24 protein-coding genes are annotated in these 26341 nt (G+C 72.4%); 12 read left to right on the plus strand and 12 right to left on the minus strand.

Annotation, left to right across the window (positions count from 1 at the left end):
- Positions 1 to 162 precede the first annotated feature (162 nt).
- Together KBX46_RS28070 and KBX46_RS28075 are read left to right on the plus strand one after the other, a co-directional pair.
- A complete protein-coding gene (locus tag KBX46_RS28070; RefSeq protein ID WP_210794932.1) occupies positions 163 to 1032 on the plus strand; it encodes a DUF4397 domain-containing protein in 870 nt (289 codons plus the stop codon).
- Positions 1029 to 1673, plus strand: coding sequence for a class F sortase (locus tag KBX46_RS28075; RefSeq protein WP_308159713.1), 645 nt, complete (start codon positions 1029 to 1031; stop codon positions 1671 to 1673). The genes KBX46_RS28070 and KBX46_RS28075 overlap by 4 nt, the downstream gene beginning before the upstream one ends.
- Positions 1674 to 1783: 110 nt before the next feature.
- Here KBX46_RS28075 and KBX46_RS28080 read toward each other — a convergent pair whose 3' ends face one another.
- From KBX46_RS28080 to KBX46_RS28100, 5 genes are all read right to left on the minus strand, one after another.
- Positions 1784 to 2134, minus strand: a complete 351-nt coding sequence (locus KBX46_RS28080) for a DUF2203 domain-containing protein (RefSeq protein WP_210794934.1) — start codon at positions 2132 to 2134, stop codon at positions 1784 to 1786.
- 46 nt (positions 2135 to 2180) lie between these two features.
- Complete coding sequence (gene proC, locus KBX46_RS28085) at positions 2181 to 2999, minus strand: pyrroline-5-carboxylate reductase (protein WP_210794935.1); 819 nt, start codon at positions 2997 to 2999, stop codon at positions 2181 to 2183.
- Between the two features lie 113 nt (positions 3000 to 3112).
- Entirely contained in the window at positions 3113 to 4141 is a 1029-nt protein-coding gene (locus KBX46_RS28090; protein ID WP_088949424.1) for a 6-phosphofructokinase, read from the minus strand.
- Positions 4142 to 4299: 158 nt separating this feature from the next.
- The gene (locus KBX46_RS28095; RefSeq protein ID WP_099856089.1) at positions 4300 to 4803 is read right to left on the minus strand and encodes a pyridoxamine 5'-phosphate oxidase family protein; all 504 of its coding nucleotides are present in this window, start codon (positions 4801 to 4803) and stop codon (positions 4300 to 4302) included.
- Positions 4804 to 4881: 78 nt separating this feature from the next.
- Positions 4882 to 5379: a polyadenylate-specific 3'-exoribonuclease AS gene (locus tag KBX46_RS28100; RefSeq protein ID WP_088949426.1), complete on the minus strand. Its 498-nt coding sequence runs from the start codon at positions 5377 to 5379 to the stop codon at positions 4882 to 4884.
- A 285-nt stretch (positions 5380 to 5664) separates the two neighbouring features.
- Here KBX46_RS28100 and KBX46_RS28105 point away from each other — a divergent pair, with 285 nt between their 5' ends.
- Entirely contained in the window at positions 5665 to 6357 is a 693-nt protein-coding gene (locus KBX46_RS28105) for a Crp/Fnr family transcriptional regulator (protein WP_007463121.1), read from the plus strand.
- Positions 6358 to 6429: 72 nt separating this feature from the next.
- Here KBX46_RS28105 and KBX46_RS28110 read toward each other — a convergent pair whose 3' ends face one another.
- On the minus strand, positions 6430 to 6627 hold the full coding sequence (locus KBX46_RS28110) for a hypothetical protein (protein ID WP_088949427.1): 198 nt from the start codon (positions 6625 to 6627) through the stop codon (positions 6430 to 6432).
- A gap of 176 nt (positions 6628 to 6803) precedes the next feature.
- Here KBX46_RS28110 and KBX46_RS28115 point away from each other — a divergent pair, with 176 nt between their 5' ends.
- The 3 genes from KBX46_RS28115 to KBX46_RS28125 all read left to right on the plus strand — a co-directional run bounded on the left by KBX46_RS28115 (position 6804) and on the right by KBX46_RS28125 (position 13091).
- On the plus strand, positions 6804 to 10316 hold the full coding sequence (locus KBX46_RS28115) for an adenylate/guanylate cyclase domain-containing protein (protein WP_308159718.1): 3513 nt from the start codon (positions 6804 to 6806) through the stop codon (positions 10314 to 10316).
- Positions 10317 to 10578: 262 nt separating this feature from the next.
- The gene (locus KBX46_RS28120; protein WP_099856094.1) at positions 10579 to 11433 is read left to right on the plus strand and encodes a hypothetical protein; all 855 of its coding nucleotides are present in this window, start codon (positions 10579 to 10581) and stop codon (positions 11431 to 11433) included.
- A 158-nt stretch (positions 11434 to 11591) separates the two neighbouring features.
- A complete protein-coding gene (locus KBX46_RS28125) occupies positions 11592 to 13091 on the plus strand; it encodes a trehalose-6-phosphate synthase (RefSeq protein ID WP_247668307.1) in 1500 nt (499 codons plus the stop codon).
- A gap of 31 nt (positions 13092 to 13122) precedes the next feature.
- Here the strand turns inward: KBX46_RS28125 and KBX46_RS28130 are convergent, their stop codons facing one another.
- From KBX46_RS28130 to KBX46_RS28155, 6 genes are all read right to left on the minus strand, one after another.
- Positions 13123 to 13920 carry an alpha/beta hydrolase gene (locus KBX46_RS28130; RefSeq protein WP_210795000.1) on the minus strand — a complete coding sequence of 266 codons (798 nt, stop codon included), beginning with the start codon at positions 13918 to 13920 and terminating at the stop codon, positions 13123 to 13125.
- Between the two features lie 48 nt (positions 13921 to 13968).
- Positions 13969 to 15375: an NAD(P)/FAD-dependent oxidoreductase gene (locus KBX46_RS28135; protein WP_210794938.1), complete on the minus strand. Its 1407-nt coding sequence runs from the start codon at positions 15373 to 15375 to the stop codon at positions 13969 to 13971.
- Positions 15376 to 15491: 116 nt separating this feature from the next.
- Positions 15492 to 16184 (minus strand): endonuclease/exonuclease/phosphatase family protein, encoded by a 693-nt coding sequence (locus KBX46_RS28140; RefSeq protein WP_210794940.1) that lies wholly within the window; start codon positions 16182 to 16184, stop codon positions 15492 to 15494.
- A gap of 12 nt (positions 16185 to 16196) precedes the next feature.
- Complete coding sequence (locus KBX46_RS28145; RefSeq protein ID WP_210794941.1) at positions 16197 to 17144, minus strand: ROK family glucokinase; 948 nt, start codon at positions 17142 to 17144, stop codon at positions 16197 to 16199.
- 78 nt (positions 17145 to 17222) lie between these two features.
- Complete coding sequence (locus tag KBX46_RS28150) at positions 17223 to 17927, minus strand: hypothetical protein (RefSeq protein WP_210794943.1); 705 nt, start codon at positions 17925 to 17927, stop codon at positions 17223 to 17225.
- 31 nt (positions 17928 to 17958) lie between these two features.
- Entirely contained in the window at positions 17959 to 18414 is a 456-nt protein-coding gene (locus tag KBX46_RS28155; protein WP_088949435.1) for an SRPBCC family protein, read from the minus strand.
- A 188-nt stretch (positions 18415 to 18602) separates the two neighbouring features.
- Here KBX46_RS28155 and KBX46_RS28160 point away from each other — a divergent pair, with 188 nt between their 5' ends.
- The 6 genes from KBX46_RS28160 to KBX46_RS28185 all read left to right on the plus strand — a co-directional run bounded on the left by KBX46_RS28160 (position 18603) and on the right by KBX46_RS28185 (position 26341).
- A complete protein-coding gene (locus KBX46_RS28160; RefSeq protein ID WP_210794945.1) occupies positions 18603 to 20417 on the plus strand; it encodes a long-chain fatty acid--CoA ligase in 1815 nt (604 codons plus the stop codon).
- 14 nt (positions 20418 to 20431) lie between these two features.
- Entirely contained in the window at positions 20432 to 22126 is a 1695-nt protein-coding gene (locus tag KBX46_RS28165; RefSeq protein ID WP_210794946.1) for a GAF domain-containing sensor histidine kinase, read from the plus strand.
- A gap of 7 nt (positions 22127 to 22133) precedes the next feature.
- Positions 22134 to 22802, plus strand: a complete 669-nt coding sequence (locus KBX46_RS28170; protein ID WP_007072219.1) for a response regulator transcription factor — start codon at positions 22134 to 22136, stop codon at positions 22800 to 22802.
- Between the two features lie 140 nt (positions 22803 to 22942).
- Complete coding sequence (locus KBX46_RS28175; protein WP_088949437.1) at positions 22943 to 23752, plus strand: SAM-dependent methyltransferase; 810 nt, start codon at positions 22943 to 22945, stop codon at positions 23750 to 23752.
- A 79-nt stretch (positions 23753 to 23831) separates the two neighbouring features.
- Positions 23832 to 25490 carry a bifunctional diguanylate cyclase/phosphodiesterase gene (locus tag KBX46_RS28180; RefSeq protein ID WP_247668317.1) on the plus strand — a complete coding sequence of 553 codons (1659 nt, stop codon included), beginning with the start codon at positions 23832 to 23834 and terminating at the stop codon, positions 25488 to 25490.
- A 266-nt stretch (positions 25491 to 25756) separates the two neighbouring features.
- On the plus strand, positions 25757 to 26341 hold the full coding sequence (locus tag KBX46_RS28185; protein WP_210794948.1) for a TetR/AcrR family transcriptional regulator: 585 nt from the start codon (positions 25757 to 25759) through the stop codon (positions 26339 to 26341).

Here is a 26341-nt window from a genome sequence, read left to right on the forward strand (position 1 = left end):
AAGTTGCGCGGATCGTGCGAGGGGGTGCGGGCGAGGGCGGCGGCGGGACAGCGACGGGGACACGGCGAGAAACATCTCTTCGCAACTTGCGTTGCAGTCCCGCGCACGGGACCCTGTTCTCTGGGTTGCCGCCCGCTCACCGAAAGTGCTTCCGGAGGCGACATGTACACGCTCCGTACCCTTCCCCGCCGGCTGTTGGCCGGCTCCGGCGCGCTCCTGATCACCACCGCTCTCGCTGCCACCGGCGTCCCGGTTCCGGCCGGTGCCGCGACCGGCACGGACACGGTCGGCTACGTCCGGCTGGCCCACCTCTCCCCCGACACCCCCGCCGTCGACGTCTACCTGGCCGCGCCGGACTCCACGAAACCCCGGGTCTTCCCCGGGGTCGGCTACGGCGTGGTCTCCGACTACCTGGAACTCGCACCCGGGCGGTACGCGGTGGCGATGCGCGAGGCCGGCGCCCCCGCCAGCGATCCCCCGGTGCTCACCACCGAGGTCGCGGTGGCCAGCGGCGACGCGTACACGGTGGCCGGTGTCGGCCGACACGCGGACCTGGGGCTGCGGGTGCTCAACGACGACCTCAGCGCCCCCACGCAGGGCCGCGCCAAGGTGCGCGTCGTGCAGGCTTCCGTGCGTACCCCGGTGCTGGACGTGGCCGCCGCCGACGGCCCGATGATCGCCGACGGTGTGCAGTTCGCGACCACGACCGCATACCAGCAGGTCGACCCGGGCAGTTGGCGCCTGCGGCTGACGGGTGCCGGTGGGCCGAGCACCGACGCCGAGGTGCGGCTCGTCGGCGGGGCGGTCTACTCACTGCTGGTGCTCGACGCGAAGCAGGGCGGGCTGACCGCCGAGCTGCGCCGCGACGCCGAGGGCGGCACCGTCGTTCCCGCCGGCGGGGTGGACACCGGCGCTGGCGGCACCGCCAGGACCGGCCTCGGGGCGTACCCCCTGGTGGCCGGCGGGTTGGCCGCGGCGGCCGTCGCGGTGGTCCTGCTGATGTGGCGCCGGCGGCGGCGCACCACCTGGTGACCACCGGGCCCGACCCGTCGATCCGGCGGCACCGCGACCGCCGGGTGCCGCTGGTCGGGCTGGTCGCGGCCGGCGCGGCGGTCTGCCTGGCCGCCGGCACCGGGGTCGGGCTGGCCACCACCGGCCCGGCGCCCCCGACCGCGACCTGGCACCCCGGCTGCACCGACGACTGCCCGTCGGTGGCCGCCGCGCCCACGGCACAGGGTCCACCCACGCGGGTACGTGTACCGCGCATCGGCGTCGACTCCACGCTCACGGTGCTGGGCCTCGACCGCAGCGGTGCACTGGTCCCGCCGACCGACTTCGACACCGCCGGCTGGTACGGCGGTGGCCCGGCCCCCGGCGACACCGGCCCCGCGGTGCTCGCCGGCCACCTGGACTCGCGGCGCGGCCCGGCGGTCTTCGCCCGGCTCGACGAACTGCGACCCGGCGACCGGATCGACGTGTGGCGCGGCGGGCAACGGCTGTCGTTCCGGGTGACCGGGTCGATCCGTGCGCGCAAGGACCAGTTCCCGACCGCAGCGGTCTACGGGCCGACGCCCGGCGCGGAGCTGCGGCTGGTCACCTGCGGAGGTGACTTCGACCGGCGCAGCAGGCACTACCGGGACAACATCGTGGTTTTCGCGGTGACCGAAGCTTGATCGACTCGGGTTCAAGGAAATCGGGGTGTCCACCCCACCCCGATACCCCGGCTTTCAGGATCCCGAGTCGATCAAGCGCGAGGCTGGGCGGGGCGGGCTGGTGGGGTGGGTCAGAGGGGGCGGCGGCCGGCGAAGCCGCACTCGGCCCGGTGGTACCAGCGCACGTCGGAGTCGCCCTCCAGCCAGCACCAGAGCACGGCGCGGCCGGCGCGCTCGCCGGGGAAGTCGAGCAGCACCGGAGCGATGCCCTTGACCTGGATGTCGTGCTGGTGCAGCTCGTCGACGACGGCGTGCAGCCGGGCCTCCAGCCCTTTGACCTCGGCCAGCCCGCCGAGCGCGCTGACGCCGTGGTCGGCCAGGTCGGCGCGCAGCTCGGCCAGATCGGCCCGGACCCGGATCAGCTCGTTGACGCGCGGCTGGAAGGTGGCCACCAGGTGCCGGGCCTGGGCAAGTGTGAACACCGCGCCAGTATGCGGCACGCCCGGCTCCCGGACGGGCCCGGAATGCTCAGTCGGCCTGTGCCGCCAGCTCGCGGGCACGATCGCGGGCAGCTTCCAGTGCGGCGAGCATCGCGGCGCGTACGCCGTGCTTCTCCAACTCGCGGATCGCGGAGATGGTGGTGCCGGCCGGTGAGGTGACCGCCTCGCGCAGCTTGACCGGGTGCTCGCCCGAGTCGCGCAGCATCACCGCGGAACCGATCGCGGTCTGCACGATCAGCTCGTGGGCGACCTGCCGGGGCAGGCCGAGCAGGATGCCGGCGTCGATCATGGCCTCGACCAGCAGGTAGAAGTAGGCCGGGCCGGAGCCGGAGAGCGCGGTGACCGCGTCCTGCTGCGACTCGGGCACCCGGATCGTCTGGCCGAGGGGCTTGAACATCTCCTCGGCCAACGCCAGGTGCGCCCCGGTGGCGTGCGCGCCGGCCGAGATCGCGGTCATCGCCTCGTCGACCAGGGCCGGGGTGTTGGTCATCACCCGGACCACGGGGGTGCCGTCGGGCAGCCGGCGGTTGAAGAAGCTGGTGGGCAGGCCGGCGCAGAGCGAGATGAGGAGCTTGTCGGCCGGCACCTTGGGGCCGATCTCGTCGAGCAGCGCGGCGGCGTCCTGTGGCTTCACCGAGACCGCGAGCACCGCTGCCTCGTCCACCGCCGTGAGGTTGTCGACGACCCGTACGCCGTAGCGGGCGGTCAGCTCCTCGGCGCGGGCCGGTCTGCGGGCGGTTGCCAGCAGCCGGTCCACCGGCCATCCCGAGCGCAGCAGCCCGGAGAGCATCAGCTCACCGATCTTGCCCGCGCCGATCACCGCGACCGTGTGCACCCCGGCTGACATCTCGGCCGTACCCCTCTCGCGTCGGGCGCGGCACGGCGGACCCGCAGGTCTGCCGTGCCGCATCGGGTCGCGGCACGGCGGACCCGCAGGCCCGCCGCGCCGCCTACCGTCGATCAGCTGCCGAAGAACACCTCAGCCTCGGCGTACCGCTCCAGCGGCACGGTCTTCAGCTCGCGGGTGGCCTCCGCGAGGGGCACCCGGACGATGTCGGTGCTCTGCATCGCGACCATCTTGCCCCAGTCGCCGTCGTTGACGGCGTCGATGGCCTGCAGGCCCAGGCGGGTGGCGAGCACCCGGTCGAAGGCGGTCGGGGTGCCACCGCGCTGGATGTGGCCCAGCACCACGGTGCGGGCCTCCTTGCCGGTCTTGGCCTCCAGCTGCTCGGCGAGCCACTGGCCGATGCCGCCGAGGCGGACGTGACCGAACGAGTCCAGTTCCTGGTTGGCGAGGACCATCTGGCCGTCCAGCGGCTGTGCGCCCTCGGCGACCACCACGATGGGGGCGTACTGGTGCTGGAAGCGCTTCTCGACGTAGCCGGCCACCTGCTCCACGTCGAACTGCCGCTCGGGCAGCAGGATCACGTTGGCGCCGCCGGCCAGACCGGCGTGCAGGGCGATCCAGCCGGCGTGCCGGCCCATCACCTCGACGACCAGGGTGCGGTGGTGGCTCTCCGCGGTGGTGTGCAGGCGGTCGATGGCCTCCATCGCGATGTTGACCGCGGTGTCGAAGCCGAAGGTGTAGTCGGTGGCGCCGAGGTCGTTGTCGATCGTCTTCGGCACGCCGACCACGTGCACGCCCAGCTCGTAGAGCTTGGTGGCCACGCCGAGGGTGTCCTCGCCGCCGATCGCGATGAGCGCGTCCACGCCCTGGGCGGCGAGGTTGTCCTTGATCCGCTCGACGCCGTTCTCGATCTTGAACGGGTTGGTCCGGGACGAGCCGAGGATGGTGCCGCCGCGGGGCAGGATGCCGCGGACGTCAGCGATGTCCAGGGGGCGGGACAGACCCTCCAGGGGGCCCTTCCAGCCGTCCCGGAAGCCCACGAACTCGTGACCGTACGTGGCGACACCCTTGCGGACCACCGCCCGGATGACCGCGTTGAGACCTGGGCAGTCGCCGCCGCCGGTGAGCACGCCGATACGCATGATCCGTCATCCTCCTGGAGCATCAGGTAAAGCCCGATATGCCCCAGGGTATGTGTCAGGTCAGACCATCGGCGCCGTTGCCGGCCCGGGGCGGGCCGTCACTGCGAACTGTAGTCGGCGTGCCGGTGCGACGACAGCGCGCCCCGGGGCGACGCGGCTCAGAAGGTCACCTCGTGGTTCTCCCCGGCGTTCGGCGGCTGACCGGTGACCGCCGCCTTCGCGTAGCCGAAGAGATTGACCACGGTGCTGCTCGGCGAGTCCCAGTACTCGGCCGAGCTGGCGTGCACCTTGATCAACGTGAGACCGGGGGTCTCCAGCCCGTCGGGAAACCACGCCTTGAGCAGCGGGTTCCACAGCTGCTCGGCCCGGGCCCGGTCGAACCCCTCGGTGGCGGTCCCGGAGATCGACACCCAGGCGTTGTGCTTCTGGTCGGAGAAGGCGACGTTGACCTCCGGGTTCACCCGGATCTGACGGATCTTGGCCGAGTCGGCGTCGGCGAAGAACCAGAGGTCGCCGTCGAACTCGGCCTCCTGGAGCCCCATCGGCCGGCTCACCTGTCGCCCGTCCAGGGCGATCGTGGTGAGCATGCAGATCCGTGCGGCCCGGGCCAGCTCGGTGACCCGGGCGCGGGCCTCGACGGCGTTGGTCGGCTCGTTGCTCATGGCACTCTCCTCCGCTTCGATTCGTCGAACCGATGCCCGGGACAGAACCGGTCAAACCTACGACGGTACGACCGGCGTTCAGCGGGTCGTCATCGCCCGCCAGCGGGCCAGATTGTGCCGGGCGTCGACCAGAGCGTCATGCCGGGCCGCGTCCGCCTCGGGCAGGGCCGGACGGCCACGGTCGTCCCAGAGCTGCCGCAGCTCCTTGGTGTAGCGGGGGATCTCCCGGGGCAGCGCCGGCATCGCACCCCAGAGCTGCGCGAGCACCACATGGTCGTACGCGGCGAACCAGGCCCACAGCTCCAACTGCTCGCCCGGCCGGTCCCGAATCGGTTCGACCAGGAAGTCGTACAGGTCGTCGCGGATGCGCTCGCGCGACCGCCAGGCCCGGTCCGCCGGGGAGGGCAGCTTGTCCAGCACGTTGCGCCGGACCCAGGGCACGGCGCGGGAGTCGTCGAACTCGGTGGAGACCGCGTAGAACTCGCGGCCGTACTCGTCGACGACACCGATCGAGACGAGGTCGACGGTGGTGCCGTCCTCGATGAACTCGCAGTCGTAGAAGTAGCGGTAGACCATTCCGGCCATCCTCGCCCACCGCCGCGGGGCCGCGTCCGGCGGGGGTCCGCCCCGGCGCTGGCGGTCACGCGGGCGCCGAGGCCGGACCGGCAGCTCCAAAACGGGTACGCCGCAGCTCGCGACAGTCACGGAAGTGCTTCGAGGGGTGTACAGCAAGCGACCGGACCGTCATGATCTGATGTGTACCGCTACCGGACGCCGAATCGGTGTCAGTTCACCTTGTCAGGGCCATCAGGTTCACCCGGTGAGCGAGTTTGTGGTCCATGACCGGGGAGGGGTTGGGCCGTGGAGATGCGCCTGCCGGAGCCGGGTGACGCGCTCACGGGTGTCGAGATGTTCGCCGGTTTGGAGCCTGAGGTACGACAGCGTGTCATCGCCGCCGCCGTCCCACGCACCTACCGCAAAGGCCAACTGCTCTTCGTGGAGAACGACCCCGGCGAATCACTGATCGTGCTGCGCCGCGGCGCGGTAGCCGTCTTTCGGACCGCGCCCACCGGCGAGCGGGCCGTGTTGTCGGTCATCCGACCACCGGACGTGCTCGGCGAGGTTTCCCTGCTCGACGCGTCCACCCGGTCCGCCTCGGCGGAGGCCATTGAGGACTGCGCCGCGCTGGCGCTCTCCCGGGGCGCGTTCATGGAGCTGGTGCACTCCAACCCTCGCATCCTCGACGCGGTGATGCGCTCGCTGGGCGGGCTGATCCGCCGGCTCACCGAGCAGAACGCCGACCACGTCTTCCTCGACCTGCCCGGTCGGGTGGCCAAGACGCTGGTCCGGTTGGCCGGCGAGAGCCAGGCACCGATGATCACGATTGAGCTCAACCAGAGTCAGCTGGCCGAGATGGCCGGCGGTTCCCGGCAGAGCGTCAACCAGGCGATCGGCTCGTTCGCCAGCCGCGGCTGGCTGCGTACGGAGGGCCGCCGGATCGTGGTGACCGATGTGGCCGCGTTGCGCCGCCGCGCCGGCATGAACGACCGCTGACACCTCACGAGCAGCACGAAACGGCCGGGTCACCCGTGGGAGACCCGGCCGTTCGGCGTCATCGGCGTGGGGTCACACCCCGGAGCTGCCCGGCCCGGCCCACTTGTCCGGGCCCTTGCCGTCGCCACCGGGGCCGTGGGACTGCTCGCTGACGATCCCCTCGGCCTGCAGCGTGGCGAGCGTGGCGGCGTCGACGTCCACCGAGTCACCTGCGGAGTGGCTGACCCCGTTGCCATCGGTCCAGTCGCTTTCCAGCTTGACGTACACCATTGACCTGTCCCCCTCTGGTCCCTGATCGATATCTGGCCGCCTGAATCTAGTCGGTCAGCACCCTCGGTGACTGTCCACAAGCCAACAGGCCGGTACCTGACAGCGGCCGACGGGGGCGATAATCCCGGTCAGGGGACGCGCCATCGGCGTCGACCCGTTGACCTCTGGGGGATGTCATCGCCACGCAGTGTGGACGCTGTGGACGCACGGCCGCCGACGGGGACCGCTTCTGCGGCGGCTGCGGTGCCGAGCTGGGCGCGGTGTGCCCGCACTGCCTGCGCCCCCTCGCCTCGGACGTCACGTTCTGCACGTCCTGCGGGTCGCCCCGACCGGGCGCGGACCGACCGGCCGTGGTCACCCCGCAGGAGGACCGCCGCCGGGTGAGCGTGCTCTTCGTGGACCTGATCGACTTCACGCCGTACGTCGAGCGCACCGACCCGGAGCAGGTCCGTGGGATGCAGACCGGGTTCTTCTCCGCCGCCCGTCGGGTGGTCGGTCAGTACGGCGGGGTGGTGGAGAAGTACATCGGGGACGCGGTGATGGCGCTCTTCGGTGCCCCGATCGCCACCGAGACCGACGCGCTGCGCTGCGTGCGGGCCGGTCTGGAGCTGCAACGGGTGCTCACCCGGTTCGCGCCGACCGGCAGCACCGAGTTGCGGTTCCGGGTCGGGGTGGCCACCGGCGAGGCGCTTGTCGACGTCGCCGCCGCGCGCGACGGCGGGCAGGCCATCGTGGCCGGCGACGTGGTCAACACCGCCTCCCGGATGCAGTCGGTCGCGCCACCCGGAGGGGTGCTGGTCTGCGGCACCACCCACGCGCTCACCAAGGACGCGATCCGCTACGAGGAGCAGCCCCCGGTCACCCTGCGCGGGCGGTCGTCACCGACCGAGGTGTGGCTGGCCCTCTCCCCGCTGCGTCGCCAACCCACCGACCGGGAGCCGGACACCACACCGCTGGTCGACCGGGAACACGAGCTGGGGATGCTCGTCAACGCCCTGCACCGGTCGCTGCGCGACCGGCGACCGCAGGTGGTCACCATCTTCGGCCGGGCCGGCATCGGCAAGAGTCGCCTGCTGCGGGAGCTCTACCGGCACACCGGCCGGCTGGTCGACGAGCCGCTGACCTGGCGCACCGGGCGCTGCCCGCCGTTTGGGGAGAACGTCACCTTCGCGGCGCTCGCCGACATCGTGAAGTCCGAGGCCGGCATCCTCGACACCGACCCGGCGGCCAGCGCCGCGCAGCGGTTGGCCGCCGCCGTGGGCGAGCTGATCGGCCCGGGCGAACGGGACCGGGTGGTGGACGCGCTGCGCCCGCTGGTCGGGCTGCCCGGCACGCCGCTGCCGGCCGAGGAGGCGGAGTCGGCGTGGCGTCGCTTCCTGCTGGCGCTGGCCACCCGGCGTCCCACAGTGCTGGTCTTCGAGGACCTGCACTGGGCCGACGACGCGATGCTGCGTTTCGTGGAGTTGCTCGGGGCCGCGGCCCGCGACGTGCCGCTGCTGCTGCTCTGCACCGCCCGCCCGGAGCTGGTCGACCGGGACCCGAGCTGGGCCGGGACGATCACCGGCTCGGTGACCATCACCCTGCCGCCACTGCGCGACACCGGCATCGCCGCCCTGTACGCGCACCTGTTCGGCCAGGCGGCCTTCTCCGCCGACATGCTGACCCCGCTGATCGAGGTGGCCGGCGGCAACCCGCTCTACGCGCACGAGTACGTCCGGATGCTGATCGAACAGGGGGCGCTGCGTCAGTCGGGACGGGGGTGGTCGCTGGACAAGCAGCTTGAGCTGACCATGCCGGAGAGCGTGCACGCGGTGATCGCCAACCGGGTGGACCTGCTGGACGCCAACGACCGCGCGGTGCTGCTGGCCGCGTCGGTGGTCGGCGTGCAGTTCTGGCCCGGCGCGGTCGCCGCCGCGCTCGGGCAGCAGGTCGAGTCCGTCGAGCGTTCGCTGCGCCGACTCGAACAGCGCGACTTCGTGCACGAGCAGGCCGCGTCGACGATGGCCGGGCAGGCGGAGTTCCGGTTCCGCCACGTGCTGGTCCGCGACGTCTGCTACCAACGGTTGCCGCGCACCGAGCGGGTGGCCCGGCACGAGCGGGCCGCCGACTGGCTCGACGCACTGTCGCACTCCCGCGACACGGACCTGGCCGAGGTGCTCGCCCACCACCGCTGGGCGGCGCACGAGATCGCCCGCTCGCTGGGCATGCAGGTGCGGCGCTACGCCGGCCCGGCGCGGCAGGCGCTGCACCGGGCGGCCCGACGGGCGTACGCGCTGCACGGGTTGGACGCGGCGGCCAGCCACGCGGGCCGGGCACTCGGCCTGGCCGACGACAGCGACCCGGTGGGCCGACTCCAGTTGGAGCTGCTGAGCACGGAGATCTCGTTCTACCGGGACGGCAACGCGTTCCTCTCCGGCGGCGGCGCGGAGCAGGTGCACACGCTCGCCGACCGGCTGCTGTCGCACGGCGACAACGCCTGTGCCGCCCGGGCGTGGACGCTGCTCGGCCAGGCCGCCTGGCTGCGGGCCGACCGCAGCGACGCGTTGGCCTGCCTGGACCGCGCGGTGCAGTTGTTCGAGCCACTACCTGACACCCCGCAGAAGGCGGACGCGTACGCCGAGGTGGGCCGGCTGCACATGCTCAACTACGAGCGGGACCCGGCCGTCGCGGCGGCGGACACGGCGGCGGAGATCGCCGAGCGGTTGGGCCTGACCGAGACCCGCACCAACGCCCGGATCACCGCGGCCACCGCCCGCTACCAGTCCGGGGACCGGGTCGGGCTGGACGAGCTGCACGCGATCGTCGAGTTCGCCCGCGCCGGTCAACTGCTGGCGCTGCCCCGGGCCACCCAGAACCTCGCCTGGGCGATCCGGGAGGAGGGCGACTGGCTGCGGTCCGACGCCCTGCTCTCGGCCGCGCCGGCGCGGACCGCCAGCGGTCAGACCCTGACGACCAGCTATTCGGCGGAGGCGATGCGCGCCTGGTTCGACGGCGACTTCGGCCGGCTCCTCGCGGCGGCGGAGGCATTCGTGGACACGCCCACCGGGAGTTGGGACATGCAGGTGCGCGGGTTGCGCTGCTGTCTGCTGGTGCTGCGCGACGACGAGGATCCGGACGACCTGACCGATGCGTTGGACACCGCGCGGCGCAGCGGGTTCCACCGGCTGCTCTGGACGATGCTGAGCATGGCCGCGTTGTGTCGGGCGTTGCAGGGGCGCGACGACGAGGCGGCGGAGCTGATCGAGGAGCTGGACGGGTGCTGGTCGGCGGTGCCGGCCCTGGCCAGTGGCGAGTGGATCGCCGCTGCCGCGTACGCCGCAGCCCTGAGCGGTCGGAACGCGGCGGTGCGGGTCCGGACGATGCTGGGCCGGGTCGGGCACCGCACGCCCTGGTCGGAGGCGGCCCTGCGGACCGTGACGGCGGCCCTGGCCGCGGCGGACGGTGACCACCGACGCTCCGCCGAGCTGCACCTGGCCGCCGCCGAGACCTACGGGCGGATCCCCGACGTCAGCGACCGGGTGTTGGCGCTCGCGCTCGCGGCGGCGGAGCTGACCCGCGCCGGCGATCCGGCGGGCGCACGGACGATCCGCGCGGAGGTACGCACCTTCGCGTTGCGCAACGACGCCCCCGGCCTGCTCGCCCTGGCCGGTCGGCCGATCAGCCCGACCGGGCCGGCGGTGGCGTGCTGAGCCACGGACAGAGGATCACTACGTCACCGTCGACCACCGCACGCACCACCCGAATCGCCATCAGAACAGATCGCACTTGTCGCGCAAGAACGGACAAAGGAGCCCTGCCGTGACCTGCGGCAGCAGCCGTGACTTTGGAAGACGCGACACAACGCACTCCCGGAACCATGCCCTGACGTGTCACGATTCAGAGCACGGCGTGCGGACGGGCGTCGAGGGGCGAAGTGGCCGCGCCGGAAGGCGCGTTAAGGGGGATGTCCGGGTGTCAGCGGGTGGGGCCCGCCGGGGACGGCGGGACAACGGGCTCGACGCGAACGAGTACGCCGTCGTCGGCGACGTCGATCCGCGCGTCGGTGAGCACCTGCTCGACGTGCTGGCCGCTGGCGGGATCGCCGCCTACCTGCAGCCCTCCGCCGACCTCAACCCGGTCACCCGCACGACCACCGTTCCGGCCCGGCCGGTCGACCGGCTCTACGTCGACCGTTCGCACCTGACCACCGCACGGGACTACCTGACCCAGCTCGCTGACGAGACCACTCCGGAGCAGCCGCCAGCCCGCGACGAACCGGACATCGACGCCGAGTGGGCGCGCATCGTCGCCGGCTTCCACACCACCCCGACGACTGACGAGCACCCGTGGCCGGCCTCGGAGAACGTGGACGAACGGGACGCCCGCGACGAGTCGGCCGCCGGCCCCCTGGCCCGCTCCGGAGCCGACGAGCCGGGTCCGACCGCCACCGACGTGCGCCGGCTGCCGTCCGCGACCGACATCTCCGGGATCTCGGTGGGGCGCGGCACCCGGCCGGACGAGCCGTCACTCCTGGACGGGCTGGACACCTTCGGCGCCGACCTGCCCGACGACGAGGACGACGACGAGGGTTACCACCCGCCCCCGCCGCCGCCGCTCCCCCGGTTCAGCAAGTACGCGGTGATCGGCGTGCTCGGGGTGGTCGTCGGGTTCATGCTCTTCCTCTTCCCCTGGCTGCTTCCGATCGACAAGTCGGCGGTCACCCTGTTCGGGTTCACCGGCATCCTGGCCGGTTTCGTCACGCTGATCTGGCGGCTTCGCCCCGGCGACGAGGACGAGGACGACCCGGACAACGGCGCCGTCGTCTGACCTCCGGCCCGCATCCCGGGACAGCACCGGCCCGCCGACGCCGTAACAGTGGTGTAACTTACTGTCAGTAGGAATACCGCTGTACGTCACTTCCCCCGCTGACTGACCGGTTTTCCCTTGCTCGCGGCGGTCAGTCTCTGCTGATCGGAATGCCCGAGATGCGACAGAGTTCCCTCGTGGTGGTGGCCAACCGCCTCCCCATCGACGACAGTCAGGCCCCGGACGGGGCCTGCGAGTGGCGACGCAGTCCCGGTGGGCTGGTCAGCGCGCTGCACCCACTTCTGCGGCACACCCCGGCGACCTGGGTCGGCTGGGCCGGCGGCACCGGCCCGGCCCCCGCGCTGCCGGACGTGGACGGCGTCCGGATGCACACCGTCGCGCTCACCCCGGAGGACCTGCGCGATCACTACGAAGGGTTCGCCAACGCCACCCTCTGGCCGCTCTACCACGACGCCGTGGAGCAGCCACAGCATCACCGTCGCTGGTGGGAGGCTTACCAGCGGGTCAACCAGCGCTTCGCCGAGGCGACCGCCGAGGTGGCGGAGCCGGGCGGGGTGGTCTGGGTGCAGGATTACCACCTGCAGCTGGTCCCCGGCATGCTCCGCGCGCTCCGCCCCGACCTGCGCATCGGGTTCTTCCTGCACGTGCCGTTCCCACCGCCGGAGCTGTTCATGCAGCTGCCCCGCCGAGCCGAGTTGCTGCGCGGCATGCTCGGCGCCGACCTGGTCGGCTTTCAGCGCGTGCAGGCGGCGCACAACTTCGCCCAACTGGTGACCAGGGTGCTGGAGTTGCCGGCCACCGACCGCCGGATCGGCATCGACGACCGGGTCGTCCGCATCGGCGCGTTCCCGGTCTCCATCGACACCGCCGAGATGGGCGCGCTCGCCGCCCGCCCCGACGTGGCCGCCCGGGCCCGCCGGCTCCGGCAGGATCTCGGCGACCCACGGCAGGTCATCCTCAGCGTGGACCGGATGGACTACACCAAGGGCATCGAGCAGCGCCTCAAGGCATACAGCGAACTGCTCGCCACCGGCGACGTCAAGGTCCGCGACACGGTGCTGGTGCAGGTCGCGATGCCGAGCCGGGAACGCGTCGGCCAATACCAGATCCTGCGTGAGCGCATCGAGCGCGAGGTGGGCCGGATCAACGGCGAGTTCGGCCGGGTCGGCGAGCCGGCGATCCACTACCTCACCCAGCCCTTCGACCGGGCCGAGCTGGCCGCGCTCTACCGGGTCGCCGACGTGATGGCGGTGACCCCGCTGCGCGACGGGATGAACCTGGTCGCCAAGGAGTACGTGGCCGCCCGCGTGGACGACACCGGCGCCCTGCTGCTCAGCGAGTTCGCCGGCACCGCCGCGGAGCTGTCCCAGGCGTACCTGGTCAACCCGCACGACCTGGAAGGGCTCAAGCAGGGCCTCCGCGCGGCGCTGCGGGCCAGCCCGGCCGACGTCACCCAACGGATGCGGGCCATGCGCGCCCACCTGCACGAGCACGACATCCGGGCGTGGGCCCGCTCCTACCTCCGGGCCCTGGACGAGGGCGGCGCCCTGGTCGGTCGCCTGTCCAGCACCGACACCAACCCCGACGGCGTGGCTCTGGTGCCGCGACCCGCCACCGCCCCGACCGCCAGCCCGGCCACCCACCAGGCCGGCGGCTGACCGACGGGGCCGCAGCGACGCGCCCGAAGGCTCAGTGTGCCGCCGCGGGCTCCTTCTCCAGCCAGTCCAGGATCGCGTCGATCGGCTCCGCCCACCGCGCGTCCAGCATCAGGTCGTGGCCCATCCCGGGGAAGAGCAGCGGGGCCGAACCGTACCGGCGGGCCACCCGGGTCAACGTCGACGCCGGCACCACCCGGTCGTCCGGGCTGCCCAGCACCAGCACCGGAGGCGAGCCCACGGCCGGCTCGGCCTCCGGCTCGCCCAGCAGCGCCCACTGCGCCCAGCGGCCCGCCCGACCGAGACGTCCGACGTGCCGTCGGGCCTCCTCGTCGGGCAACTCACGGCTGAACAACTGAGCGCGGTTGAGCCGCAGCGGTCCGCCGAACACCGCCGGCAGCGTGCCCGCCGGGTTCCGGCGCAGCGCCGCACCCAGCACTCCCCAACCGCCGAAGACGGGTGCCACCAGCACCGCGCCCCGCGCCGGGTAGCGGGCCAACGCGTGCGCCACCACCAGGGCCCCGGCGCCGTGCCCCACCAGCACCGCCTGCCGCGGCAGGCTCGCGGCCACCTGGACCACATCATGGGCGTACGCCCGCAGCGTCGCGTCCGGCGCCGGCTCGCTGCCACCGTGCCCCCGCAGGCTCACCGCGTACGCCGGGAAGCCCCGCGACGCGGCGTGACCCAGCCAGTGCTCGGCGAACGCCCACGCGCCGTGCCCGAACCCGGGTACGAAGAGCAGCGGCGGCCGCCCCTGCTCCAGCTCGGGAAGGGCGCTAAGCACCTCCCGCCGCGCCGGCCGGACCGGGCGCGACCACTCCCGGCCTCGCATGATCCGCAGCTCAGTCACTGGTCTGCCTTTCGTCCGCGACCGGGGATCTCACTTGGCCTCCAGGTCGTGCAGGGCGCGCTGGATGGCGCGCAGGTAGTCGGCGTGACCGACCTCGAACCAGTGCCGGCTGCTCTCCTTGACCTGCCCGGAGTAGCGCTCACCGGCACGGTCACGCACCCGAGACGCGAACGCGGCGGCCCGCTCCGGCCGGTCGCGGCGAGCACGCAGCAGGCGGGCGAAGAGCACCGTCTGCCAGTGCGACAGCGTGAACAACCCGGAGTCCGGCTGCAACAGGCCGGCGACCGCCAGCGTCGGATGCCCCGGGGTGAACGCGTTGAGCCACAGCGTGGGCCGACCCGCGCCGGCGCTGTCACCGAACACCGAGGCGTCGAGGAACTCGAAGCGCGGCAGATAGCCGGTGGCGAATATGACCACCTCGGGGTCGATCTGGCGGCCGTCGGCCAGCTCCACCCCGTACGGGTGGAACCGGGCGATGTCCGGCACCGGGCCGATCGCGCCGTGGCCCACGTAGTAGACGAGCTGGCTGTTCGCGATGGGGTGCGTCTCGTACACCCGGTGGTCGGGTTTGGGCAGGCCGAAGCGGGTCAGGTCGCCGACGGTCAGACGCAGCGTCCAGTGGTAGAGCCACTGCCGCACCCGCAGCGGCACGCGCAGCGCCAGCAGGGTGTCGTTCACCTGGTCGGCGGGGCGGCCGAGCACGTACTTCGGCGCGTACCAGTAGCCGCGCCGGGTGGAGTGCCAGCAGCGCGACGCCTGCTGGGCGGCCTCGACGGCGATGTCGCAGCCGGTGTTGCCGGCGCCGACCACCAGCACCCGCTTGCCGCGCAGCTGCGCCGGGTCCTTGTAGGACGAGGCGTGCATGATCTCGCCGCGGAACTCCTCCAGCCCCTCGTAGCGGGGCAGCTTCGGCGACCAGTTGTGACCGTTGGCGATCACCACGGCGGCGTACCGGGAGGTGCGCTCCGGGCCGTACCCGCCGGTGGAGCGGGTGGTGACGTCCCACCGGTCCCCCTCGGCGGGCTCGACCCGGATCACCTCGGTGCCGAACCAGATGTGCGAGCGCAGATCGAAGTGGTCGGCGTAGCGCTCGAAGTACGACAGCAGCTGACTGTGGTGCGGGTAGTCCGGCCAGGAGTCCGGCATCGGGAAGTCGGGGAACTGGGTGAACGGCTTCGACGACAGCAGGTGGGTGCTGGCGTACACCGGGCTGCGGTCGTGTCGCCAGTTCCAGGCGCCGCCGACGCCGGTCTCCCGCTCGTAGCAGTCGACGCCGAAGTCATGCTCGCGCAGGTTCTTGATGGCCGTCAGGCCGCTGGCCCCGGCCCCGATGACGCAGACCGTGTCGCCCCGGTCGGAGACCGGGCGACCGTCGCTGCTCAGCGCGGACGGGATCGCTTCGGGGTCGGGCCGGCCGTGGTCGGTGGAGGTGGACACCGAAACATCTCCTTTTGGTACGGCAGGCGTGCCGGTCGCCGCGAAATCCTCTCCACAACGGAGCCGGATGTCCAGCCCTGACGCGGAAGCGTCGACTGTCGAACCGGCCTCGGGGGTCAGTCGGCCTCGGGCAGCAGCAGGTCGACCAAAACCGGAAAGTGGTCGCTGGCCCGGCGGGTCTGCGGGGTGTCCACCACGTCGTAGTCGACCACGGTGATCCGCGGATCGACGAAGAGCGCGTCGATGCGTCGGCGCGGCTCGGCGCAGGAGTAGGTGAGCCGGTCCGCCCGGTCGGCCGCCACCGCGGCGTCGGTCAACCCGCGCGACACGGTCGCCCACGCCGGCCCGTCCGGGCCCTCGTTGAGATCCGCCCCGGCCAGCACCGGGCTGGTCGCCTCGTCCAACCCACGCTTGAACTCGGCGGCCTGGGTCGGACGCTCACCCGGATCGGTGGACAGGTGCGAGCCGGCGAGGGTGAACCGGGCGTCGCCGACCCGGCATTCGGCGTACGCGGCGCCGCGCAGGTGCCGGCCGGGGGTCAGCGGGAAGCGCTGGCACCGGGTGGCCCGCACCTGGACCCGCAGGCTGGTCAACAGCAGGTTGCCCAGCGCAGGCAGCCCGCCGGCGGCCACCACCAGGCCGAACGACTCGGCCAGCGTGGCGGACTTCTGCCGCCACCGGAACCGGCGCGGCCCCTCCTGCACGATCACCACGTCGGGCCGCGCGGCCCGGACCACGGCCGCCAGCGCGGCGGTGTCGTCGCGCTGGCTGTGGATGTTGTACGACACGACCCGCAGCGGTACGCCCATCGGTGGACCGCCTCAGATCCGGCGGGCCAGGTCGGCGGCACCGATGACGCCGGCGCTGTTGCCCAGCTCCGCCGGGAGCACCTCGGCCACCGGCAGGCGACCACGCTGGGCGAGCGCGTCGAGGTACGAACGGCGGGTCGGGCCGAGCAGCAGGTCACCGGCGTCGATCACACCGCCGCCCACCACCAGGGTCTGCGGGTCGAGGATCTGCGCCATGTCGGCGAGGCTGGTGCCCAGCCACCGGCCGATCTGGGCGAACGCCTCGGCGGAGATCAGGTCACCGCCCTGCGCGGCGGCGGTCACCATCGGGCCGGTGATCGCCTCGGCCTCGCCACCGGCCAGGTCGAGCAGCGCGGTGGCCCGGTTGGGCTCCTGACGGGCGCCGGCCCGGGCGAAGCGTACGAGGGCGCTGCCGCTGGCGTACTGCTCGATGCAGCCCAGCCGGCCGCAGCCGCACTGGTGCCCGTCCGGAACGGCCAGCATGTGGCCCAGCTCCGCGGCGATGCCGTGCGCGCCGCGCATCAGCTCGCCGCCGAGGACGATGCCGCCGCCGACGCCGGTGCCGATGGTGAACATGATCATGGAGTCGTCGGCGTCGCGGGCAGCGCCGTACCGGAACTCGGCCCAGGCGGCCACGTTTCCGTCGTTCTCCACGATCACCGGCAGACCGATGGCCTTGCTGACGTACTCACGCAACGGTTCGTCGCGCCAGGCCAGGTTGGGGGCGAAGAGCACTGTCGAGCGGCTGGCGTCGATCCAGCCGGCCGCGCCGATGCCCACGGCCTCGATCGTCCGCCCGGCTGCCAGCTCACCGACCAGCTCGATGATGACGTCGCGGGTCTTGCCGACGTCATCGGCGGGAGTGTCCCGTCGGGTCTGCACGAGGACCGTGCCGGTGTCGTCCACGACACCGCCGGCCACCTTCGTGCCACCGACGTCGACTCCGATGGTCAGCGTCACCGCTGCCGCCCCCCTCTGCTGTGCCCGTCCGGCCCGTGTCCCGGCGGCATGCCGGTCCGGGTCGGAAATGTCCCGCGCTCAGGCGCCGTCGCCCGATGCTTCCGCGTCGGTGTCGTCGGGCACCCGCGAGGCGGGCACCACGGGACGGGTGGTCGGTGCCGGTACGGTCGCCGACCCGGCCTCGTCGACGGGTGGTGCGGCGGCCGGGGCGAGTGGGTCCGCCGTCCGGGTGGCGACCGCCCAGACATCCCGCTCCGGCGCCGGCTGAGAATCATGCCCGGTGCGGGTGGCATCGCGCCACACGTGGTTGTCACCGGCCGCGGCGGGCGGCTCGTCCGGGGCCGGCTGCGGGAGCACATCGTCGGTGCTCGCGGCCGGTGCCGGCGCGGTCCGGGCGGGTTGCTCGAATGGTGGCTCGGAGGGGCTCGTCGGGGGCGGCTCCGCCGGGGAGAACGCGCGGAGCAGGCTGGCGACGCCCGCCGCCAGGTCTCCGGCGCCGGTCGCGAGACGTTCGGCGAATTCCGGACTCGGGTCACGCAACGCGGCGATGCCCCGACAGACCGGGCAGACGCAGCATTCGGCCGATCCGGTGGCGAAAGCACCTCCAGGGCCGGGACGCCCGTCCGGGCCGGCACTGTGACCGAGGACACCGGCCAGCACCCCGCCCAACGAGCCGAACGCGCCACCCGCCGATCCTGCGGAGGCCAGTCGCGCCCCCGCCAGCACTGTGGCGACCAGCCGCTCCGCCTCTTCCCGGGCCGAACCCGGATCCGTTCCGCCCACCCTCGGCTCCTCTACCGTGCCACCGGACACGTCATTGCGCCGCACCGGTTGCTTCTACCCGGCGCTTGAGCTGCTTCAACGCGGTGTCCATGATCATTTTCTCGGCTTTGCGGCGAAACATCCCGAGCATTCCCACCGACAGGTCGACCTCCAGCGTGTAGGTCACCGTGGTGCTGCCGTCCGGGTTGCCCACCAGGTCGTACGACCCGCGCTGGCTCTTCTGCATCTTCGAGGGCGCGACGAGGTGCCACTCGATGCGGGACAGGTCCTCGGCGTACTCGTAGGCGAGCACGTACTCGTCGGCCATCACCCCGGCGTCGATGGTGAAGCGCACCTGGCTGGCGTAGCCGTCCTCGTACTCCTCGACGACCTCGGCGCGGCGCAACGCGTCGGTCCACTCCGGGTAGCGCCCGAAGTCGCAGATGACCGCCGCCACCCGGTCCGGTGCGGCGCCGATGATGATCGACTGGGTGGAGGAGTCCGCCATGGGGCGAGGCTACCCGGCGGGTACCGCAGGTGTGCCGCGCCGCCCCCGTCGGCACGTCCCGAGGCCCGCAGGCGGCCGGAACAGCCCCGGGCGTTGGCGGTGTGCCGGTCCTCACCAGGTAGGTTTCGACACAGCCGACACCCACGGGTGGCGGCTGGCCCGACCAGTGCGAGCACGAAGGAGTGCAGGTGCGCGAGTTCTCCGTCCCGCCGATCGTCACCGTTGGCGACGCGGCCAACCTCACCGATCCGGTCTGGGACAACGCCGAGGTCGCGCCCGACGCCGTCCAGTTCGCCCGCCCCACCGCGAGCGCCGACGGCGCCGTCACCGCCTGGACCGAGGTGACCTGCCTCCAGTTCCGGGACGAGGTGGCCGCCGTCGCCCGCGGGCTCATCGCCGCCGGCATCGAGCCCGGTGTCCGGGTCGGCCTGATGAGCCGCACCCGCTACGAGTGGACGCTGCTGGACTACGCCATCTGGACCGTCGGCGCGGTCACCGTGCCGATCTACGAGACCTCCAGCGCCGAGCAGGCCGCGTGGATCCTCGAGGATTCCAACGCGACCGCCGTGGTGGTGGAGACCGAGGCGCACGCCGCCCTGGTCGCCGGCGTCCGGCACCGGCTGCCCGAACTGAACCACGTCTGGCAGATCGACCGGGGCGGGGTCGACGAGCTGGTCACCAGCGGTGCCAGCGTCGAACTGGCCGAGGTCGAGCGGCGGCGCAAGGCCGTCCACGCCGGCGACCTCGCCACGATCATCTACACCAGCGGCACCACCGGCCGGCCCAAGGGTTGTGTGCTCACCCACCGCAACATGTACGCCGACATCGCCAACGCGGTGCCGGTGTTGCCGAACCTGTTCAACCCCGGCGCGAGCACCCTGCTCTTCCTGCCGCTGGCGCACGCCTTCGCCCGGCTGATCCAGATCGGCGTCGTGCAGGCCAGGGTCACCATGGGTCACTGCGCCGACACCAAGAACCTGGTCGCCGAGCTGCAGGGGTTCAAGCCGACCTTCGTGCTCTCCGTACCCCGGGTGTTCGAGAAGGTCTACAACGCGGCCAAGCAGAAGGCCGAATCGGACGGCAAGGGTCGAATCTTCGCCCGAGCCGAGCAGGTCGCCATCGCGTACAGCGAGGCTCTGGAGACCCCGGGCGGACCTGGCCTGGCGCTGCGCGCTCAGCACGTGGTCTTCGACCGGCTGGTCTACCGCAAGCTGCGCGCCGCGCTCGGCGGCCGGTGCCGCGATGCCATCTCCGGCGGCGCACCGCTCGGCGCCCGACTCGGTCACTTCTTCCGGGGCATCGGCGTGACGATCCTGGAGGGCTACGGCCTGACCGAGACCTCACCCGCCGCCGCATCGAACCTGCCGGACGGCACCCGGATCGGCACCGTCGGCCGCCCGTTCCCCGGCGTGACCGTACGGATCGAGGACGACGGCGAGATCCTGATCTCCGGTGAGTTGATCTTCCAGGGCTACTGGGGCAACGAGACGGCGACCGCCGAGGCGATCAGCGCCGACGGGTGGTTCCGCACCGGCGACCTGGGTCACCTCGACACCGACGGTTACCTCACCATCACCGGCCGCAAGAAGGAGCTGATCGTCACCGCCGGCGGCAAGAACGTCGCCCCGGCGGTGCTGGAGGACCTGGTCCGGGCCCACCCGTTGATCAGCCAGTGCGTCGTGGTCGGTGACAGCAAGCCGTTCATCGCGGCACTGGTCACCGTCGACGAGGAGGCGCTGCCGGCCTGGCTGCAGAGCGCCGGGATGCCCGCCGACACCACCGTCGAGCAGCTGCGCGAGCACGAGGGCCTACGTCAGGAAATCCAGACCGCGATCGACACGGCGAACCAGGCCGTCTCCAAGGCCGAGGCGATCAAGGTGTTCCGGGTCCTGCCCCGCGACTTCACCGAGGCGACCGGCGAACTGACCCCGTCGCTCAAGGTCAAACGCCAGGTTGTCCACAAGACGTACGCGGCGGAGATCGCCGATATCTACCGAGGCTGACTACCATCCGTCACGTGCCCGCATCCACAGCAACCGCACCGCACCCGCATCCCCTCGCCGCGGCCGCCCGCCTGGTGATGCTGGCGCTGATCGCCGTCCTGACCCTTTTCGCCACCCGTGACGTCGGCCAGCTGTGGTGGATCGCGTTGCTGGCGGTGGCCGGGCTGCCGTCCCTGCTGGCCCCGCAACACCGGCTGATCGCGCCGGTGAGCCGGGTGGCGGAGGTGGTGGTGCTGGGCCTCGCCGCGAGTCACGTGGCGGCGGTCGCGTCGATCGGCGGCACCGTCGACGGCCTCGGCGCCTCGGCGGTGCTGCCCTACCTGGCGGTCCCGGTGACCGTCACCGCGCTGCGCAGGCGCTTCTCCGAGGGCACCGCCCTGCTCGCGATCACCGCCGCCACCCTGCTGGTCAGCGGCGCGCTGACCCAGGTCGACAGAGGGCCCCAGCTCGGCCAGCTCGGATACCTCGCGGTCTGCGCGCAGTGGCTCATCCTGGCGGCGCTGGGGCTCTACGCCGCCGGCACCCTGCACCGGGTGATGGCCGTCCGCAACGAGGGCAAACCCCAGCCGTACGCCGAGGCCACCCGACTGCTCACCCAACTGCGGACGGTCGCCCGGCAGCTGCCCGGGGCCACCCTGGATCCGGGTGGCATCTCCGAGCACCTGCTGGAGGAGTTGCGCACGGTGGCCCAGGCCGACCGGGGCGCGGTGCTGTCGGCCAGTGGCGGCGGCCGGCTCGTGGTGCTCGCCCAGGCCGGCGTCGACCGGGTGGACTGGGAGACGACACTCGACGCGGACTCGGCCATCGCCGACGCCTGGGCCAGCCAGCAGGCCACGACGGCCGCGCGCTCGCAGTCCCGCTCGCACCGTGGCGGCGACGTGTCCGCGCTGATCGTTCCGCTGGTCGCCGGGGTACGCACGGTGGGGCTGGTGGTGCTGGAGGCGGACGCCGCGCACGCGTACCCGCCGCCGGTGGTGTCCCGGGTGACCGCGCTGACGCGCCCGGCCGCGCTGCGGCTGGAGGCGGCGCTGCTCTTCGACGAGGTGCGTTCGCTGGCCACCAACGAGGAGCGGCAGCGGCTGGCCAGGGAGATCCACGACGGGGTGGCGCAGGAGCTGGTGATGGTCGGCTACGGCATCGACAACGCCCTGGCCACCGTCTTCGACGACGCCGACGAGACCGCCGAGGCCCTGCGTACGCTGCGCGCCGAAGTGACCCGGGTGATCCAGGAGCTGCGGCTGAGCCTCTTCGAGCTGCGCAGTGAGGTGGACCGGCAGGGCGGGCTCGCCGCGGCGATCGCCGAGTACGCGCGCACCGTCGGCGCGTCCGGAGGGTTGCGGGTGCACCTCTCGCTGGACGAGTCCACCGCGCGGCTGCCGGCCGCCACCGAGGCCGAGTTGCTGCGCATCGCCCAGGAGGCGGTGACCAACGCCCGCAAGCACGCCGGAGCCTCGAATCTGTGGGTCACGTGTGAGGTCGACCCGCCGTATGCACAAATAGAAGTGTCGGATGACGGTCAGGGGATGGCTGACCAGCGCCCCGACGGACGGTACGGTCTTGCGATCATGGCCGAGAGGGCGGAACGTATCCGGGGCCGGTTGGAGATCAGGCCGCGGCAACCCAGCGGCACGACCGTGGCGGTGGTTCTCGGCACCTCGGCCCGGCGCGACAACGTGCGCGACAGCGCAGCACCATCAGAAGGGGAGTAACCCGAGGATGACCACAAGTCCGACACCGGCCACCCGCACCAAGGTCCTCCTTGTCGACGATCATGACCTGATTCGCAAGGGCCTGCGGCACGCTTTCGAGCGCGACCGCCAGTTCGAGGTCGTCGGTGAGGCGGCCACGGCGGCGGAGGGCGTACGCCAGGCCGGCGCCCTGCAGCCGGACGTGGTGATCATGGATCTGCGGCTGCCCGACGGCAGCGGCCTGGAGGCCACCCGCGCGCTTCGCAAGTCCAGCGCGTCGATGGGCATCGTGGTGCTGACCATGTACGCCGGCGACGATCAGCTCTTCGGCGCCTTGGAGGCCGGGGCGAGCGCCTTCGTGCCGAAGACCGCCCCGGCCGACGAGGTGGTGGCCGCCGCACGGCACGCCGCCTCCTCCCCCAGCGCGTTCACCGCCGCCGACCTGGCTGAGGCCATGAAGCGTCGGCTCGCCCCGTCCGGCCCGCAGTTGTCACCGCGGGAGGGGCAGGTGCTGCGGCTGCTCGCCGACGGAATGAGCGTGGCGGGCATCGCGAAGCAGCTGTTCGTCAGCGAGTCCACGGCCAAGACGCACATTTCCAAGCTCTACGAGAAGCTCGGCGCGGCCAACCGGGCTCAGGCCCTGATGACCGCACTCCGGCTCGGCCTGCTCGAGGCACCGGACGCTCCCAAGTTCTGACCTGTCCCCGCTCGTCGAGCGGGACGTCGCGACCGACGTCGGCGGGCAACCTCCGGCGCGCTATGGTCTGGCGTGCGTGGCGGGTGCACAATACCCGCGCGGGCGACGACGCTCGCGTCGCGGATTCGAGGGGTTGACGCATGCAGCGGCCGGACTGGGCACCCGACACCATCGACATCGAGCGCCCGAGCGTCGCGCGGATGTACGACTACTACCTCGGCGGCTCCCACAACTTCGCCGCTGACCGAGCCGCGGCGCAGGCGATGGTCGCGGCGGTGCCGGAGGCGCCGCTGATGGCCCAGGCCAACCGGGCGTTCCTGCGCCGGGCCGTGCACCACCTCGCCGAGGCGGGGATCCGGCAGTTCCTGGACATCGGCTCGGGCATCCCGACCGTCGGCAACGTGCACGAGATCGCCCAGCGGCTCGACCCGCAGTCACGGGTGGTCTATGTGGACGTCGACCCGGTGGCCGTGGCGCACAGCCGCGAGATCCTCGCCGGCAACGAGCGGGCCGTGGTCGTCCAGGAGGACCTGCGGCGCCCGGAGGCGATCCTGGCCCACCCCGACGTCCGCAAGCTGCTCGACCTGAGCCAGCCGGTCGCCGTGATGGTCGTGGCCGTCCTGCACTTCGTCTCCGACGACGACCGACCGGCGGAGCTGCTGCGGACGCTGCGCGACGCGTTGGCCCCCGGCAGCTACCTCGTGCTGTCGCAGGCCAGCGACGACGGGCGCAGCGACGACGAACGCGCCGAGGCCGAGCGGGTCTACCGGCGTACCGACAACCCGCTGTGGGTGCGCAGCCGCGCCGAGTTGACCGAGTTGTTCGACGGGTTCGAGCTGCTCGACCCCGGCGTGGTCTGGGTGCCCGAGTGGCGACCGGACACCCCGGAGAGCGCGGAGGACGCCGAGCGCGCCGTCTTCATGGGCGGCGTCGGGCGACTCGGTGACTGAGCTGCCCGAGGTGGCCACCCACCCGGGCACGTTCGCGCGCGCCTGGGCCAAGGCGGTCTCCGGCACCAGCTACCTGCCGATGACCCAGGCCCAGCTGGAAACCCTGCTACACCGGCTCACCGGGCAACTGGCTGGCGCGTTGCTCACCGAGCCGTTCGACCTGCGTGCCGGGCACCGGGTCGGCGCCGAGCTGGTCGCCGCGCACATCGCCTCCGCGGAGGGCCTCGGTCGTACCGTCGAGGTCATCCAGCTCCGCCTTGTGCGCGACCTGGGGTTGGTGGCCGAGGACGTCGAGGATCGGATGGCCCGGCTGCTCGCGGCGGTGGCGACCGGCTACGCCCGCGCGTTGCGGGACCGGACGCTCGACGAGCAGGAGTCGATCCGCCGGGCCGCGATGAGGGCCCGCACCCAGGCCGAGCGGGCGCTGCGGGCCAGCGAGGCCCGGTTCCGGCATCAGGCCACCCACGACCCCCTCACCGGCCTGCCCAACCGGACGCTGTTCACCGAGCGGCTCACCGCCGCGCTGAACGAGCCGGGCCGGGGCGCGGAGCGGGTCGGGGTGTGCTTCCTGGACCTGGACCGCTTCAAGGTCGTGAACGACACCCTGGGGCACCAGGTTGGCGACCATCTGCTGGTCACCGTGGCCGAGCGGTTGTGCAAGGCCATGGGTGAGCACCTGCTGGCCCGCCTGGGCGGGGACGAGTTCGTCATCCTGGTGGAGCGCAGCGGCGGCACCGACGACATGCTGGAGGTGGCCGAGACCGCCCTGGCCGCGGTGCGGGCACCGGCGCTGGTCGACGGGCACGAGCTGCAGATCTCGGCGAGCATCGGCATCGTCGAGCGCCAGGTGGCCGGGGCCAACCCCAGCGACCTGATGCGGGCCGCCGACAGCACGCTGCACTGGGCGAAGGCCGCTGGCGGGGCCCGCTGGGCTCTCTACGACGCCGAGCGCAACCAACGTGAACTGGCCCGGTACGCGCTCTCCGCCGCCATCCCGGCCGCCCTGGAACGCGGCGAGTTCTACCTCGACTACCAGCCGCTGACCTCACTGCGCGACGGCAGCCTGGTCGGCGTCGAGGCGCTGGTCCGTTGGCGGCACCCGGAACTGGGGGTGCTTCGACCGGACAGCTTCATCGGGTTGGCCGAGGAGACCGGCCTGATCGTGCAGCTGGGTGGGTGGGTGCTGGCCGAGGCGTGCCGCGAGGCGGAGGCCTGGTCGGCCGGTGGCGCCGCCGCGCCGTTCATCAGCGTCAACCTGGCGGTACGCCAGGTGCACCGGCCCGGGCTGGTGCAGGAGGTCCGCGCGTTGCTGCGGCAGACCGGCCTACCGCCGGAGCGGCTGCAACTGGAGATCACCGAGAGCACGATGATGAGCACCGCCGAGGAGCCGGTACGCGCCCTGCGGGTCCTGGCCGACCTCGGAGTGCGGATCGCCATCGACGACTTCGGCACCGGCTACAGCAACCTGGCGTACCTGCGGGACCTGCCGGTGACCGAACTGAAGGTGGCCGGGGAGTTCGTGGCCGGCCTGCGGTCGCCGTCGGTCGGCCGCACCGACGAGCGGATCCTCGCCTCGCTGGTCTCGCTGGCGCACGCGCTGGACCTGACCGTCACTGCCGAGGGCGTGGAAACCGCCGGGCAGGCTGAGCGACTGCGGGCGATCGGCTGCGACGCCGCCCAGGGCTGGCACTTCGGCCGCCCGGCCCCCGCCGATCGCATCCTGGCCCGCATCCGCTGAACCTCGGGCCGCAGTGGCCGGGCACGATCCACTCGTCTTCCTTGATGGCGGGGATCCCCGTCCGGTATCTCCATTGAGCCTGATGCCTGTGCGTCATCTTGATGACTCACAGGCATCACGCTGACTCCCACGTCCCCGCAGCCCACGACACACCGCCCGATGATGACTGAGCAGGCCCCACCGACGAGCCCAGGGAACAGCGCGCGCCACCGACACGCCCCGCGCCCCGAGTAGACAGCGTCTACGGTTGCTGGTAGACACTGTCTATGGACGGGGACGAGAAGGGGCTACGGTCGCGGTTGGTCGCCGTCGGGGTGGACCTGGTGCTCAGCGAGGGCCAGTCGGCCGTGTCACTGCGGGAGATCGCCCGCCGCGCCGGGGTTTCACACGGCGCCCCGCGCCGCTACTTCCCCACCCACGTCGACCTGCTCTCCGCCATCGCCCGGGAGGGCTTCGCCGACCTCACCGCCCGCGTCGAGGAGACGATGCGCGACGTCGACCCGGACCCGCGTACCCGATTGACCGCGCTGGCCCGGACGTACCTGGACTTCGCGGCGGCCCATCGCGGCATGTTCGAGCTGATGTTCCGTCACGACCTGCTGGACAGCGGCCGGCTGCGGCTGCGCGAGACGAGCCTGCCGCTGTTCGACGTGCTCGCCGACCTGGTGGCCCAGGTACGCCGGCCGACCGACGCCCCCGCCCCGGTGCTCGCCGGTGCGCTCTGGGCCAACCTGCACGGCATCGCCCAGCTCTGGGCCTGGGGCAGCCTGCCACTGGCCACCGGCGCCACCGGGGACGACACCCTGCTGCGCGCCGCGCTCGACGCCCATCTCGGCCCGAACCCCACCTGA

The organism is Micromonospora sp. C81, from assembly GCF_018070425.1.
Lineage (GTDB): Bacteria > Actinomycetota > Actinomycetes > Mycobacteriales > Micromonosporaceae > Micromonospora > Micromonospora zamorensis.